Source organism: Pseudomonas sp. 58 R 12 (genome assembly GCF_900005865.1).
In the GTDB taxonomy this organism is placed as follows: domain Bacteria; phylum Pseudomonadota; class Gammaproteobacteria; order Pseudomonadales; family Pseudomonadaceae; genus Aquipseudomonas; species Aquipseudomonas tritici.
In genome coordinates this window covers 228,502-241,868 of the sequence record NZ_CVTP01000026.1, presented here as the reverse complement: position 1 = coordinate 241,868, position 13,367 = coordinate 228,502, and the positions used below count along the sequence as shown (strand labels likewise).

The 13,367-nt window shown below is 59.6% G+C and carries 15 protein-coding genes; 12 read left to right on the top strand and 3 right to left on the bottom strand.

The genetic code is table 11. The features are described from left to right. The first annotated feature begins 18 nt into the window (after positions 1 to 18). From hslU to BFP95_RS23880, 6 genes are all read left to right on the top strand, one after another. Positions 19 to 1,356, top strand: a complete 1,338-nt coding sequence (gene hslU / locus BFP95_RS23905) for an ATP-dependent protease ATPase subunit HslU (RefSeq protein ID WP_065875734.1) — start codon at positions 19 to 21, stop codon at positions 1,354 to 1,356. Positions 1,357 to 1,504: 148 nt separating this feature from the next. Continuing rightward, a complete protein-coding gene (locus tag BFP95_RS23900) occupies positions 1,505 to 1,882 on the top strand; it encodes a gamma-butyrobetaine hydroxylase-like domain-containing protein (protein WP_065875735.1) in 378 nt (125 codons plus the stop codon). Between the two features lie 252 nt (positions 1,883 to 2,134). Beyond that, complete coding sequence (phaC, locus tag BFP95_RS23895; protein ID WP_065875736.1) at positions 2,135 to 3,814, top strand: class II poly(R)-hydroxyalkanoic acid synthase; 1,680 nt, start codon at positions 2,135 to 2,137, stop codon at positions 3,812 to 3,814. Positions 3,815 to 3,963: 149 nt separating this feature from the next. Further along, complete coding sequence (gene phaZ / locus BFP95_RS23890) at positions 3,964 to 4,809, top strand: poly(3-hydroxyalkanoate) depolymerase (protein ID WP_065875737.1); 846 nt, start codon at positions 3,964 to 3,966, stop codon at positions 4,807 to 4,809. An 88-nt stretch (positions 4,810 to 4,897) separates the two neighbouring features. Further along, positions 4,898 to 6,580 carry a class II poly(R)-hydroxyalkanoic acid synthase gene (gene phaC, locus BFP95_RS23885; protein ID WP_065875738.1) on the top strand — a complete coding sequence of 561 codons (1,683 nt, stop codon included), beginning with the start codon at positions 4,898 to 4,900 and terminating at the stop codon, positions 6,578 to 6,580. A 27-nt stretch (positions 6,581 to 6,607) separates the two neighbouring features. Continuing rightward, a complete protein-coding gene (locus BFP95_RS23880) occupies positions 6,608 to 7,228 on the top strand; it encodes a TetR/AcrR family transcriptional regulator (protein ID WP_065910809.1) in 621 nt (206 codons plus the stop codon). A gap of 146 nt (positions 7,229 to 7,374) precedes the next feature. Here BFP95_RS23880 and BFP95_RS23875 read toward each other — a convergent pair whose 3' ends face one another. The 3 genes from BFP95_RS23875 to BFP95_RS23865 all read right to left on the bottom strand — a co-directional run bounded on the left by BFP95_RS23875 (position 7,375) and on the right by BFP95_RS23865 (position 9,153). Then, the gene (locus BFP95_RS23875; RefSeq protein WP_065910808.1) at positions 7,375 to 8,337 is read right to left on the bottom strand and encodes a phasin family protein; all 963 of its coding nucleotides are present in this window, start codon (positions 8,335 to 8,337) and stop codon (positions 7,375 to 7,377) included. 12 nt (positions 8,338 to 8,349) lie between these two features. Continuing rightward, positions 8,350 to 8,772, bottom strand: coding sequence for a phasin family protein (locus BFP95_RS23870; protein ID WP_065875741.1), 423 nt, complete (start codon positions 8,770 to 8,772; stop codon positions 8,350 to 8,352). A 105-nt stretch (positions 8,773 to 8,877) separates the two neighbouring features. After that, positions 8,878 to 9,153, bottom strand: a complete 276-nt coding sequence (locus tag BFP95_RS23865) for a polyhydroxyalkanoic acid system family protein (RefSeq protein ID WP_049710422.1) — start codon at positions 9,151 to 9,153, stop codon at positions 8,878 to 8,880. A gap of 145 nt (positions 9,154 to 9,298) precedes the next feature. On the opposite strand from BFP95_RS23865, the gene ubiE reads away from it, so the two are divergent. The 6 genes from ubiE to BFP95_RS23835 are packed head-to-tail and all read left to right on the top strand — an operon-like array spanning position 9,299 to position 13,366. Then, a complete protein-coding gene (gene ubiE, locus BFP95_RS23860; RefSeq protein ID WP_065910807.1) occupies positions 9,299 to 10,069 on the top strand; it encodes a bifunctional demethylmenaquinone methyltransferase/2-methoxy-6-polyprenyl-1,4-benzoquinol methylase UbiE in 771 nt (256 codons plus the stop codon). Beyond that, positions 10,069 to 10,692: a ubiquinone biosynthesis accessory factor UbiJ gene (locus BFP95_RS23855; protein ID WP_065875742.1), complete on the top strand. Its 624-nt coding sequence runs from the start codon at positions 10,069 to 10,071 to the stop codon at positions 10,690 to 10,692. The genes ubiE and BFP95_RS23855 overlap by 1 nt, the downstream gene beginning before the upstream one ends. Then, positions 10,689 to 12,293 (top strand): ubiquinone biosynthesis regulatory protein kinase UbiB, encoded by a 1,605-nt coding sequence (gene ubiB / locus BFP95_RS23850; RefSeq protein ID WP_049710424.1) that lies wholly within the window; start codon positions 10,689 to 10,691, stop codon positions 12,291 to 12,293. The genes BFP95_RS23855 and ubiB overlap by 4 nt, the downstream gene beginning before the upstream one ends. A 41-nt stretch (positions 12,294 to 12,334) precedes the next feature. Continuing rightward, the gene (gene hisI / locus BFP95_RS23845) at positions 12,335 to 12,727 is read left to right on the top strand and encodes a phosphoribosyl-AMP cyclohydrolase (protein WP_032893977.1); all 393 of its coding nucleotides are present in this window, start codon (positions 12,335 to 12,337) and stop codon (positions 12,725 to 12,727) included. A gap of 2 nt (positions 12,728 to 12,729) precedes the next feature. After that, positions 12,730 to 13,062, top strand: coding sequence for a phosphoribosyl-ATP diphosphatase (locus tag BFP95_RS23840; RefSeq protein ID WP_049710425.1), 333 nt, complete (start codon positions 12,730 to 12,732; stop codon positions 13,060 to 13,062). Between the two features lie 25 nt (positions 13,063 to 13,087). Beyond that, on the top strand, positions 13,088 to 13,366 hold the full coding sequence (locus tag BFP95_RS23835) for a twin-arginine translocase TatA/TatE family subunit (protein WP_065875744.1): 279 nt from the start codon (positions 13,088 to 13,090) through the stop codon (positions 13,364 to 13,366). Position 13,367 lies beyond the last annotated feature (1 nt).

The following is a 13,367-nucleotide window of genomic DNA, read 5'->3' as shown; positions in this document are numbered from 1 at the left end:
TTGAGGCCGCCAAACACTATGTCCATGACTCCCCGCGAAATCGTCCATGAACTCAACCGCCATATCATCGGCCAGGACGATGCCAAACGCGCCGTTGCCATCGCGCTGCGTAACCGCTGGCGCCGTATGCAACTGCCCGAAGAGCTGCGTGTTGAAGTAACGCCGAAAAACATCCTGATGATCGGCCCTACCGGCGTCGGTAAAACCGAAATCGCCCGTCGCTTGGCCAAACTGGCCAATGCACCGTTCATCAAGGTCGAAGCCACCAAGTTCACCGAAGTGGGCTACGTGGGCCGCGACGTCGAGTCGATCATTCGTGACTTGGCCGATGCCGCGCTGAAGCTGCTGCGCGAACAGGAAATGACCAAGGTCAGCCACCGCGCCGAAGACGCCGCAGAAGAACGCATCCTTGATGCCCTGCTGCCACCGGCACGCATGGGTTTCAACGAAGACGCCGCACCGGCCTCGGATTCCAACACCCGCCAGCTGTTCCGCAAGCGCCTGCGTGAAGGCCAGTTGGACGACAAGGAAATCGAGATCGAAGTCGCCGAAGTCTCCGGTGTCGACATCTCCGCCCCGCCTGGCATGGAAGAAATGACCAGCCAGTTGCAGAACCTGTTCGCCAACATGGGCAAGGGCAAGAAGAAAAGCCGCAAGCTCAAGGTGAAGGAAGCGCTGAAACTGGTGCGCGACGAAGAAGCCGGGCGCCTGGTGAATGAGGAAGAACTCAAGGCCAAGGCCCTGGAGGCAGTCGAGCAGCACGGCATCGTGTTTATCGACGAGATCGACAAGGTCGCCAAGCGCGGTAACTCGGGCGGCGTGGATGTGTCCCGTGAAGGCGTGCAGCGCGACCTGTTGCCGCTGATCGAAGGCTGCACCGTGAACACCAAGCTGGGCATGGTCAAGACCGACCATATCCTGTTTATCGCCTCCGGCGCCTTCCACCTGAGCAAACCAAGCGATCTGGTGCCGGAGCTGCAAGGCCGCCTGCCGATTCGCGTCGAGCTCAAGGCGCTGACCCCGGGCGACTTCGAGCGCATCCTCAGCGAACCGCATGCCTCTCTCACCGAGCAATACCGTGAGCTGCTGAAAACCGAAGGCTTGGGCATCGAGTTCCAAACCGATGGCATCAAGCGCCTGGCGGAGATCGCCTGGCAGGTCAACGAGAAGACCGAGAACATCGGTGCGCGTCGCCTGCATACCCTGCTTGAGCGTTTGCTGGAGGAAGTGTCCTTCAGCGCAGGCGACTTGGCCGGTGCGCAAAATGGCGAAGTGATCAAGATTGATGCGGATTACGTCAACAGCCATCTGGGCGAATTGGCGCAGAACGAAGATCTGTCTCGTTATATCCTGTAAGCCTCACGCAGAACCGCTTTGCTTTAATGTGGGAGCGGGCTTGCTCGCGAATGCGGTGAATCAGTCACATATGTACTGACTGACACTGCGCATTCGCGAGCAAGCCCGCTCCCACATTTTTGAGCCGGTTCCTTCAGGATCATCTTCCATGTCCAAATTTCCTACAGCTGTAAACCTGCACAAAACCTCCAATACCCTCGGCCTCACCTACGGCCCCGACGAGGTTTACCAACTCCCCGCCGAACTGCTGCGCACCCACTCGCCTTCCGCCGAGGTCCAGGGCCACGGCAAACCCATCCTGCAATTCGGCAAGCTCAACGTTCGGTTAGTCAAAATAGAACCCGCCGGTCAGTACGCACTGAAATTGACCTTTGACGACGGGCATGACAGCGGACTGTTCACCTGGGACTACCTCTACCAGCTGGCCGTGCGTCAGGATGCGCTGTGGGCCGACTACCTTGCCGAACTTAAAGCGGCCGGCAAAACCCGCGATCCGAATCAGTCGGTCGTGCGGCTGATGCTCTAGCCCAGGCGTCTTGCTCTTTAGAGGGCATTTTCTAATTTCATCTGCTTGAATGCCCTGTCGCGTGACCAACGATTGGTCCGCTTGCGAAAAAAATTAAACTCGGGTAACCAATGGAGCTGGCAAGTTCCCTGCATTTGACGATGCGGTATCAACGGTCACCCGAGTCGCAGTACCTGGCTTGTGTTGTGTATCGAAACTGGGTGCACAGCGGCAGTAACGGGTACTCGTCTTTCGGACAATGGAGCGTCGTAGATGAGTAACAAGAATAACGATGACTTGAAACGCCAGGCCTCGGAAAACACCCTGGGGCTGAACCCGATCATCGCGTTACGTAAAAAGGATTTACTCGCCTCGGCGAAGATGGTGCTGACCCAAGCCATCAAGCAACCGTTGCACAGCGTCAAACACGTCGCGCATTTTGGCGTGGAATTGAAGAATGTGATGTTCGGCAAATCGCAGCTGGTACCCGAAAGCGACGACCGTCGTTTCCATGACCCTGCCTGGAGCCAGAACCCGCTCTACAAACGTTATTTGCAGACCTACCTGGCGTGGCGCAAGGAGCTGCACGACTGGATCGGCGACAGCAACCTGTCGGAACAGGACATCAGTCGCGGCCACTTCGTGATCAACCTGATGACCGAAGCCATGGCCCCGACTAACAGCGCGGCCAACCCGGCGGCGGTCAAACGCTTTTTTGAAACCGGCGGCAAAAGCCTGCTCGACGGCCTGTCACACTTGGCCAAGGACATGGTGCACAACGGCGGCATGCCGAGCCAGGTCAACATGGGCGCCTTTGAAGTGGGCAAGAGCCTGGGCACCACCGAAGGTGCCGTAGTGTTTCGCAACGACGTGCTGGAGTTGATCCAGTACAAGCCGATCACCGAACAGGTGCACGAGCGCCCGCTGTTGGTGGTGCCGCCGCAGATCAACAAATTCTATGTGTTCGACTTGAGCCCGGATAAGAGCCTGGCGCGCTTTTGCCTGCGCAATGGCCAGCAGACGTTTATCGTCAGCTGGCGCAACCCGACCAAGGCCCAGCGTGAATGGGGCCTGTCGACCTATATCGAAGCGCTCAAGGAAGCGGTCGATGTGGTCACCGCGATCACCGGCAGCAAAGACATCAACATGCTCGGCGCCTGCTCCGGTGGCATTACCTGCACCGCGCTGCTGGGCCACTACGCGGCGCTGGGCGAGAAGAAGGTCAACGCCCTGACCCTGCTGGTGAGCGTGCTGGACACCACGCTGGACACCCAGGTGGCGCTGTTTGTCGACGAACAGACCCTGGAAGCGGCCAAGCGCCATTCCTATCAGGCCGGCGTGCTGGAAGGTCGCGACATGGCCAAGGTGTTCGCCTGGATGCGCCCCAACGACCTGATCTGGAACTACTGGGTCAACAATTACCTGCTCGGCAACGAGCCGCCGGTGTTCGACATCCTGTTCTGGAACAACGACACCACGCGCTTGCCTGCCGCCTTCCACGGCGACCTGATCGAACTGTTCAAAAATAATCCACTGGTCCGCGCCAACGCCCTGGAAGTGTGCGGTACGCCGATTGACCTCAAGCAGGTCACCGCCGATATCTATTCACTGGCCGGCACCAACGACCACATCACGCCGTGGCAGTCTTGCTACAAGTCGGCGCAGCTGTTTGGTGGAAAGGTTGAATTCGTGTTGTCCAGCAGCGGTCACATCCAGAGCATTCTTAATCCACCGGGCAATCCCAAGGCGCGTTACCAGACCAGTGACAGCCTCACGGCGAAACCGCTGGAATGGCAGGAGAATGCAACCAAGCACACCGATTCCTGGTGGCTGCATTGGCAGGTATGGCAGGCGGAGCGGGCGGGGAAGTTGAAGAAAGCACCGACGGCATTAGGTAATAAAACGTACGCCGCAGCCGAAGCGGCGCCCGGAACATACGTGCATGAACGCTAACCCAACCTTGTGGTTGAAATGAGATCGATGTGGGAGCTGGCTTGCCTGCGAAAGCGGTATGGGATTCACCACCGCCATCGCAGGCAAGCCAGCTCCCACAAGGTCCGCATCACCCATTAGAACTATGCACCACCTCACAGGGCTTGAGCATGCCGCAACCGTTCATCTTCCGTACCATCGACTTGGATGGCCAGGCCATCCGCACGGCGGTGCGTCCGGGCAAGCCTCACTTGACGCCTTTGCTGATCTTCAATGGCATCGGCGCCAACCTCGAGCTGGTGTTTCCGTTCGTCCAGGCGCTGGACCCGGACCTGGAAGTGATCGCCTTCGATGTGCCCGGCGTGGGCGGTTCGTCGACGCCCAACCGGCCCTACCGTTTTCCCGGCCTGGCCAAACTTACCGCGCGCATGCTCGATTACCTGGACTACGGCCAGGTCAGCGCAGTGGGTGTGTCGTGGGGTGGCGCGCTAGCGCAGCAATTCGCCTACGACTACCCGGAGCGTTGTAAAAAGCTGATCCTCGCGGCCACGGCAGCGGGTGCGGTGATGGTGCCGGGCAAGCCCAAAGTGCTGTGGCTGATGGCCAGCCCACGCCGTTACATCCAACCGTCCCACGTGGTGCGCATTGCGCCGATGATTTACGGCGGCTCGTTCCGCCGCGATTCGAAACTGGCCGCCGAACACGCGAGCAAAGTGCGCTCGGCCGGCAAGCTGGGTTACTACTGGCAGTTGTTTGCCGGGCTGGGTTGGACCAGCATCCATTGGCTGCACAAAATCCGCCAGCCCACCCTGGTGCTGGCCGGGGACGACGACCCGCTGATCCCACTGATCAACATGCGCATGCTCGCCTGGCGCATTCCCAATGCGCAGTTGCACATCATTGATGATGGCCACCTATTCCTGATCACCCGGGCCGAAGCCGTGGCACCGATCATCATGAAGTTTCTCGAAGAGGAGCGCATGCGCGCGGTGATTCATCCGCGACCGGCGGTGTAAGGACCCCATCGCCGCGCAACTTGCCAGGAACCGACTATGGTTCTGAATTGGCGTGCCTGTTGATGGCTTGACGAAGGAGTGTTGGCTCATGCGAGAAAGACCCGTGACGAACCCGGCGCCCACCCCTGCCGCGTTCATCAATGCGCAAACTGCGATCACCGGCCTGCGTGGCCGGGATTTACTGTCAACCCTGCGCAGCGTCGCCGCCCATGGCTTGCGCAACCCGGTGCATACCGCGCGCCACGCCGTGGCGCTGGGCGGGCAATTGGGCCGTGTATTGCTGGGCGAAACCGTGCATGCGCCCAATCCCAATGACAGCCGCTTCACCGACCCCACCTGGAAACTCAACCCCCTGTACCGGCGCAGCCTGCAAGCCTATTTGAGCTGGCAGAAGCAATCCCGCCATTGGATTGACGACAGCACCCTGAGCGCCGATGACCGGGCACGGGCGCATTTTGCGTTCGCCCTGTTCAACGATGCCGTCTCGCCTTCCAACACCCTGCTCAACCCGCTGGCCATCAAGGAGCTGCTCAACTCCGGTGGCAACAGTGTGGTGCGCGGCGTGAGCAACCTGTTCGAGGACCTGCTGCACAACAATGGCCTGCCACGCCAGGTGAGCAAGCACGCGTTCGAGGTCGGCAAGACAGTGGCGACCACACCCGGCTCAGTGGTGTTTCGCAATGAGCTACTGGAGCTGATCCAGTACAAGCCCATGAGCGAAAAACAATATGCCAAGCCCCTGCTGGTGGTGCCGCCGCAAATCAACAAGTACTACATTTTCGACCTGAGCCCGGCCAACAGCTTTGTGCAATACGCCCTGAAAAACGGCCTGCAGACCTTCATGATCAGTTGGCGAAACCCCGACGTGCGGCACCGCGAATGGGGCCTTTCGACCTACGTCGCCGCTGCGGAAGAAGCGCTCAACGTGTGCCGGGCGATCACCGGCGCGCGCGAGGTCAACCTGATGGGCGCCTGCGCCGGCGGCCTGACCATCGCCGCGCTGCAAGGCCACCTGCAGGCCAAGCGCCAGCTGCGGCGCATCTCCAGCGCCAGCTACCTGGTCAGCCTGCTGGACAGCCAGATCGAAAGCCCCGCCACGCTGTTCGCCGACGAACAAACCCTGGAAGCCGCCAAGCGCCGCTCTTACCAGCAAGGCGTGCTGGATGGCCGCGACATGGCCAAGGTCTTTGCCTGGATGCGCCCCAATGATCTGATCTGGAACTATTGGATCAATAACTACCTGCTGGGCAAGGAACCGCCCGCCTTCGACATCCTGTACTGGAACAACGACAACACGCGCCTGCCCGCCGCGCTGCACGGCGACCTGCTGGACTTCTTCAAGCACAACCCACTCAGCCATCCCGGCGGCTTGGAGGTATGCGGCACGCCTATCGATCTGCAAAAGGTCACGGTGGACAGTTTCAGTGTGGCCGGGATCAACGACCACATCACGCCGTGGGACGCGGTGTACCGCTCGACCCAACTGCTGGGCGGCGACCGGCGCTTCGTGCTGTCCAACAGCGGGCACATCCAGAGCATCCTCAACCCGCCGGGCAACCCAAAGGCCAATTACGTCGAAAACCCTAAGATGAGCAGCGACCCGCGCGCCTGGTACTACGACGCCAACCACGTCGAGGGTAGCTGGTGGCCGCAATGGCTGGAGTGGGTCCAGCAACGCTCAGGCGTGCAACGCGAAACCCTCACCGCCCTGGGCAACCAGAATTACCCACCGATGGAAGCAGCGCCTGGCACCTATGTTCGGGTGCGTTGAGCTCAACAATCACATTAAGAAGACTGGATGAAGACGCGCGACCGTATCCTTGAATGTGCCCTGCAGTTGTTCAACCAGAAGGGCGAACCGAACGTGTCGACCATGGAGGTGGCCAATGAAATCGGGATCAGCCCCGGCAACCTTTACTATCACTTCCATGGCAAGGAGCCGCTGGTCCTCGGGCTGTTCGAGCGCTTTCAGAATGAGCTGGCGCCGCTGCTCGACCCACCCGCCGACGCACAGCTGGAAGCCGAGGATTACTGGCTGTTCCTGCACCTGATCGTCGAGCGCATGGCCCATTACCGGTTCCTGTTCCAAGACCTGTCGAACCTGGCCGGGCGCCTGCCGAAGCTGGCCAAAGGTATTCGCAACCTGCTCACGGCGCTCAAGCGCACCCTGGCTTCGTTGCTGGCGCGGCTGAAGGCGGCGGGGCAGTTGGTGAGTGGCACTCAAGCCTTGGGGCAACTGGTGGAGCAGATCACCATGACCTTGTTGTTTTCCCTGGATTACCAACGGATTCTCGACCGTGAAGGCGAGGTGCAGGTGGTGGTGTACCAGATCATGATGTTGGTGGCGCCGCATCTGTTGTTGCCGGCGCGGCTGGCAACCGAGAAATTCGCGCTGAAATACCTGGATGACCCCGTCTGAAAATGTAGGAGCTGGCTTGCCTGCGGTAGCGCTGGATCAGTCAGCTCATGTGGGGCCTGACACCCCTCAATTGCAGGCAAGCCAGCTACCACCCATAAAAAATGCCCGACCTTTGCAGGCCGGGCATTTTTGTGTCCTGGGGAAAATCAGGACTGACTGGATGGCGTCGGGGTTGCCGGCGTTGCAGTCGGGGTCACAGCAGCAGGGGTCGGTGCGGACACTGAGTTGGCTGTGGAAGCGGTGGGTGCCGTAGCAGCAGGCTTGGCCGCAACAGCAGGCTTGGATGCTGCTGGTTTTTTCGCTACTGCTGGTTTCTTCGCGGCGGCTGGTTTGGCCGCAGGCTTGGCTGCAGCAGGTTTCGCGGCGGCGGACTTGGTTGCTGGTTTCGCTGCGGCTGGTTTGGCAGCAGGCTTTGCCGCCGCGGTTTTAGCCGCAGGTTTGGCGGCTGGTTTTGCTGCTGCCTTGGCGGCGGGCTTAGCAGCAGCTTTAGCGGCTACCGGTTTAGCGGCAGGCTTGGCAGCTGCCGTTTTTGCCGCAGGCTTGGCGGCTGGTTTAGCAACAGCTTTGGCTGGCGCCTTGGCCGCAGCTTTGGCAGCCGGTTTGGCGGCAGCTTTTACCAGGGGCTTGGCGGCCGCTTTCACGGCAGGTTTGGCCGCAGCAGTTTTAGCAGCCGGCTTGGCAGCGGGTTTAGCGGCGGCAGTTTTCGCCGGAGCTACTTTGGCACCCGTGAGCTTTTCAATTTGCTTGGTCAGGGTATCGACCTTGCTGTGCAGCGTCTTCAGTTCTGCTTTGCTAGGCACGCCCAGTCGCGAAATGGCACTGTTAAGGCGCTTGTCGAAAGTTTCTTCCAACTTGCCCCACGTGTCAGAAATGCTCGACTTGGCGGAACCGGCAGTTGCCTTGGCCGCTTCAACTTTTTTACCAACCGTGGTTTTGGTCAACTTCTCGGCCTTCTCGCCGTCCTTGACCAAAGTCTCGAAGTACTTGCCACCGTCACTGCTAACCTTCGAGTACACGCCTAAACCAGCAAGCCAGATCTTACGGGAATATTTTTCAACTTCCCCGACCCACGAGCTGCCTTCTTTCTGAGTAGTCTTTTTAACAGCCATCCCGATGTCTCCTTAGTGTTTACGCGCGACACGTTCTAGCAATGTCGTCAGCTCTTCGAGCTTAGCAGAGAGTGTCTCAACGTCATGTTTAGACGCAATGCCGATTCGATTCAAGGCACTTGCAACACGAGTATCAAAAGCTTTTTCAACTTTATCCAGCTGAACTTCTACCAGGCCTTTGACGGAGGAGACATTACTCTTTACTTGATCAATCTGACTGTTGGCGGCCTCAAGTTGTTCAACTGCAACTTTTTTGCCTTTACTTTCAACATGTTGACCAGTTTTAACCAGCTCTTTGAAATACTCGCCGCCCTCACTTCCAACCTTGGCATAGGCACCAAGTCCTGCCAGCCAGATCTTGCGGGCGTAGGATTTAACGTCGCTCAGCGTAGTGGTCTCGACGTCGATTTTTTTCTTCAGGATAACTTTGGCCATGGTGCACCTCACGCAGAATAGGGTGGAGGAACGGCCCACAGGAGTTGAGGGCTTGGGCACAAAGTAGGGTGAAAAATTAGAATCGGCACCCTAAGAACGAGCGGATCACGCCAGCGCCTTATCCAGCGCCTTTTCAATTTCAGACTTGATGGTGCCGCTCATGGCCGACATCAACAGGCCCAGCTCCACATCAATGCGTAAAGAATCATCGGCCACTACTACCGTGCCTTTCACCCCAGAACGCTTGAGGTTCAAGGTGTCCCCGGACCATGACGGCTCGAGGCCATATTGCTCCTTGAGTTTTTGCGCCAACTTGTCGGCCTTTGCCCGTGCGCCTTCTTTACCCAGGGAATGTGCACGCTCAACGGTTATACGGGCCATTGCAATGACTCCTCTTTATAGCGACGTTGTAAACCTTCCATGCGGCAAAAGGTCTCTGTGATGACCTATCTTACCTGCAGCCTTGCCAAGACAAAGCAGGCCTTGGGGATTATCATGTCCCGCATTCTCTTTTGGTGACAGCGATATGACTGATCAGCGCAAAGGCAGCGATGCCGAACCCACCACTCACTTCGGCTTCAAGAACGTCCCGGAAAGCCAAAAAGCGGAAAAAGTCGCTGAGGTGTTCCACTCTGTAGCCGCCAAGTACGACCTGATGAACGACGTGCTGTCGGGCGGTATGCACCGCCTGTGGAAGCGCTTCACCATCGAGTTGTCGGGTGTACGCACCGGCAATCGCGTGTTGGATATCGCCGGCGGCACGGGCGACCTGGCAGCGAAGTTCTCCAAGCTCGTTGGCCCGACCGGCCAGGTGGTGTTGGCGGACATCAACGGTTCGATGCTCAAGGTCGGTCGCGACCGCCTGCTCGACAAAGGCGTGGCCGGCAATATCGAGTTCGTCCAGGCCGACGCTGAAAAGCTGCCGTTCCCCGACAACCATTTCGACTGCGTGACCATCGCGTTCGGCCTGCGCAACGTGACCCACAAGGAAGACGCGATCCGCTCGATGCTGCGCGTGCTCAAGCCGGGCGGCCGCCTGTTGGTGCTGGAATTCTCCAAGCCGACCAACGCGCTGATGTCCAAGGTCTACGACACCTACTCGTTCGCCTTCATGCCGTTGATGGGCAAGCTGATCACCAATAACGCCGAGAGCTACCGCTACCTGGCTGAATCGATCCGCATGCACCCCGACCAGGAAACCCTCAAGTCGATGATGGTAGAGGCCGGTTTCGACCGCGTGACCTACCACAACATGACCTCGGGCATCGTCGCCCTGCACCGCGGCATCAAGCCCTGATGTTGTTCGCCGGTCTGCTCGCCAGCGTCGAACACGGCCTCAACCGTGTACTGCGCCTGGACAGCACCGCGCTGGCGCGGCTTGCGCACCTCAACGGCAAAGTCATTGCCGTCGATTGCCGCAGCCCCGCCTTGCAGCTGTTTATCCTGCCCAGCGATGAAGGCCTGATGCTTGCGAGCCAATGGGCCGCCGAGGCCGATTGCACCTTGCGTGCGCCGGCATCGAGCCTGTTGCACCTGGCCCTGAGTCGCAACAAGACCGCCATCCTGCACAGTGCCGAAGTGGAGTTGGAAGGCGACAGCGCGGCGCTGATGGACCTGGCCGCCGTGTTGCAAGACCTGGAACTGGACTGGGAATACGAGCTCTCCCGCTGGATCGGCCCCGTGGCCACCCAGTTGATCAGCGGACACCTGCGCAGCAGGTCGCGTTGGTACCAGCAAGGGTTCGCCAGCCTGAACCAGAACCTCGCCGAATACCTGAGCGAAGAATCGCGCACCCTGGTCGGAGAACGGGAAGCGCAAGCGCGCTTTCGTGAACTCGACAAGGCCAAAATCGACCTGGAACGCCTTGAGGCACGCTTCGAGCGCCTGAGCCGTTCCCTTGATCCAAGCGATAACGCATGAAGCTGCTTGCCGTCCGCCGTTTGTTTCGTATCCAGCGCGTTGTAATCCGCTACCGCCTTGATGACCTGCTGTTCGCCCTGCCCCTGCCGTGGTTCCTGCTTGCCGTGCGCTATGTGCTGCCATGGCGTTGGTTCCCGCGTAAACAGCTGGAGCTCAGCCGGGGCGCACGCCTGCGCCTGGCCTTGCAGGACCTGGGGCCGATCTTTATCAAGTTCGGGCAGATCCTCTCGACCCGTCGCGACTTGTTGCCGGAAGACATCGCCGACGAGCTGATGCTGCTGCAGGACCGCGTGCCACCCTTCGACTCCCAGCAATCAATGAAGCTGATCGAAGAGCAGCTTGGCAAGAAGATCAGCGAAGTCTTCAGCCGCTTCGACGTCGAGCCACTGGCCTCGGCCTCGGTCGCGCAAGTGCACGCAGCGCAGCTCAAGACCGGCGAGGAAGTGGTGGTGAAGGTGATCCGCCCAGGCCTCAAGCCAATCATCGGGCAAGACTTGGCGTGGTTGTTCATCCTCGCCCGCGCCGCCGAGCGTTTCAGCGCCGATGCGCGACTGCTGCACCCGGTGGACGTGGTCGCCGACTACGAAAAAACCATCTACGACGAACTCGACCTGCTGCGCGAAGCGGCCAACGCCAGCCAGCTCAAGCGCAACTTCGAAGGCTCGCCGTTGCTGTACGTGCCGCAAGTGTATTGGGACTGGTGCCGACCCAAAGTCCTGGTGATGGAGCGCATCTATGGCGTGCAGGTCACCGACCTTGCGACCCTGGCCGACCAGCGCACCGATATGAAGATGCTCGCCGAGCGCGGCGTGGAAATTTTCTTCACCCAGGTGTTCCGTGACAGTTTCTTCCACGCCGACATGCACCCGGGCAACATCTTCGTCAGCACCGTCAACCCGTGGAGCCCACAGTACATTGCGATCGACTGCGGTATCGTCGGCAGCCTGACCCCGGAGGACCAGGACTACCTGGCGCGTAACCTGTTTGCCTTCTTCAAGCGTGACTATCGCCGCGTGGCGCAGTTGCACATCGACTCGGGCTGGGTACCGGCAGAAACCAAACTCAACGAATTCGAGGCGGCGATCCGCACCGTGTGCGAGCCGATCTTTGAAAAACCGTTAAAAGATATTTCATTCGGCCAGGTGCTGATGCGCCTGTTCCAGACCGCGCGGCGCTTCAATATGGAAGTGCAGCCGCAGCTGGTGCTGTTGCAAAAAACCCTGCTGAACATCGAAGGCCTGGGCCGCCAGCTGTACCCCGACCTCGACCTGTGGAACACCGCCCAACCGTTCCTGGAGCGCTGGATGCGCGAGCGGATGAGCCCGAAAACCGTGCTGGGCAACCTGCACAGCCAGATGGAACAGCTGCCGCACCTGGCCAACATGACCCGCGACTTGTTGGAGCGCATGTCCCAGCCCCACGCCAAGGACCCGGCGCCGCCATGGCAGAAACGCAAGGACGACTGGTTCCTGCGCCTGCTGGGTGCAGCCCATCTGGTCGGCGGCGTAATGCTGGCGATTGGGGGGCCACTGAACCAACTGGGGCACTGGCCGGCTGGCATCATGGTCGCCGTGGGTGTTTATCTGATCGTGCGTCGATAGCCAATCCGGTTATACACTGTCGCAAATTGCCGGAGCCGAACATGAAAGACTGGCTGGACGAGATCAAGTGGGACAGTGACGGCCTGGTGCCGGCCATTGCCCAGGACTACAAGACCGGGCGCGTGCTGATGATGGCCTGGATGAACCGCGAGGCCCTGAGCCTCACTGCCGCTGAGCAGCGCGCCATCTACTGGTCACGCTCGCGTGGCAAACTGTGGCGCAAGGGCGAAGAGTCCGGGCACGTGCAAACCTTGCACGAGCTACGCCTGGACTGCGACGCCGACGTGGTGATCCTCAAGGTCGAGCAGATCGGCGGCATCGCTTGCCATACCGGCCGTCACAGCTGCTTCTATCGCGTGTTCGAGAATGGCGAATGGAAGATCGTCGAGCCGGTACTCAAAGACCCGCACGCCATCTACCCGGCAGGACACTAGACATGAGCGATACCCTGAACCGTGTGGCCCAGGTGCTGGAGGACCGCAAAGGTGCGGACGCCGACAGCTCCTACGTCGCCAGCCTGTATCACAAGGGCCTGAACAAGATTCTGGAAAAACTCGGCGAAGAATCCGTCGAGACCATCATCGCAGCCAAAGACGCGCAAATCAGCGGCGACTGCAGCGATGTGATCTACGAAACCGCCGACCTTTGGTTCCACAGCCTGGTCATGCTCGCCCAACTGGGCCAGCATCCGCAGGCTGTACTGGATGAACTGGACCGTCGCTTTGGCTTGTCCGGGCATGCCGAAAAGGCTTCGCGTCCGTCCACTTGAATAACGTTGACTGAGGATTTGCAGCATGGGCATTTTTGACTGGAAACACTGGATCGTCATTCTGGTGGTCGTGGTACTGGTGTTCGGCACCAAGAAACTCAAAAACCTCGGCACCGACGTGGGCGAGTCGATCAAGGGCTTTCGCAAAGCCATGAACGACGATGAAAAACCGGCAGACCCGGTCGCCAACCCGGTACCACCGGCCCAGCCTGTGCACCCGCAGGCCACCCAGCCGATCACCGAGCGTCGTACCTTCGACGTGCAGGCTGAGAAAGTCGAAGAGCCGACCCGCAAAGACTCGTGAG

Bases quoted from the DNA above. Each gene is read 5' to 3' on its own strand.
- BFP95_RS23835 (WP_065875744.1), top strand. From the start codon at position 13,088: ATGGGCATTTTTGACTGGAAACACTGGATCGTCATTCTGGTGGTCGTG.
- BFP95_RS23900 (WP_065875735.1), top strand. From the start codon at position 1,505: ATGTCCAAATTTCCTACAGCTGTAAACCTGCACAAAACCTCCAATACC.
- hslU (WP_065875734.1), top strand. From the start codon at position 19: ATGTCCATGACTCCCCGCGAAATCGTCCATGAACTCAACCGCCATATC.
- BFP95_RS23840 (WP_049710425.1), top strand. From the start codon at position 12,730: ATGAGCGATACCCTGAACCGTGTGGCCCAGGTGCTGGAGGACCGCAAA.
- BFP95_RS23875 (WP_065910808.1), bottom strand. From the start codon at position 8,337: ATGGCTGTTAAAAAGACTACTCAGAAAGAAGGCAGCTCGTGGGTCGGG.
- BFP95_RS23855 (WP_065875742.1), top strand. From the start codon at position 10,069: ATGTTGTTCGCCGGTCTGCTCGCCAGCGTCGAACACGGCCTCAACCGT.
- phaC (WP_065875736.1), top strand. From the start codon at position 2,135: ATGAGTAACAAGAATAACGATGACTTGAAACGCCAGGCCTCGGAAAAC.
- ubiE (WP_065910807.1), top strand. From the start codon at position 9,299: ATGACTGATCAGCGCAAAGGCAGCGATGCCGAACCCACCACTCACTTC.
- BFP95_RS23870 (WP_065875741.1), bottom strand. From the start codon at position 8,772: ATGGCCAAAGTTATCCTGAAGAAAAAAATCGACGTCGAGACCACTACG.
- BFP95_RS23880 (WP_065910809.1), top strand. From the start codon at position 6,608: ATGAAGACGCGCGACCGTATCCTTGAATGTGCCCTGCAGTTGTTCAAC.
- phaZ (WP_065875737.1), top strand. From the start codon at position 3,964: ATGCCGCAACCGTTCATCTTCCGTACCATCGACTTGGATGGCCAGGCC.
- hisI (WP_032893977.1), top strand. From the start codon at position 12,335: ATGAAAGACTGGCTGGACGAGATCAAGTGGGACAGTGACGGCCTGGTG.
- BFP95_RS23865 (WP_049710422.1), bottom strand. From the start codon at position 9,153: ATGGCCCGTATAACCGTTGAGCGTGCACATTCCCTGGGTAAAGAAGGC.
- phaC (WP_065875738.1), top strand. From the start codon at position 4,898: ATGCGAGAAAGACCCGTGACGAACCCGGCGCCCACCCCTGCCGCGTTC.
- ubiB (WP_049710424.1), top strand. From the start codon at position 10,689: ATGAAGCTGCTTGCCGTCCGCCGTTTGTTTCGTATCCAGCGCGTTGTA.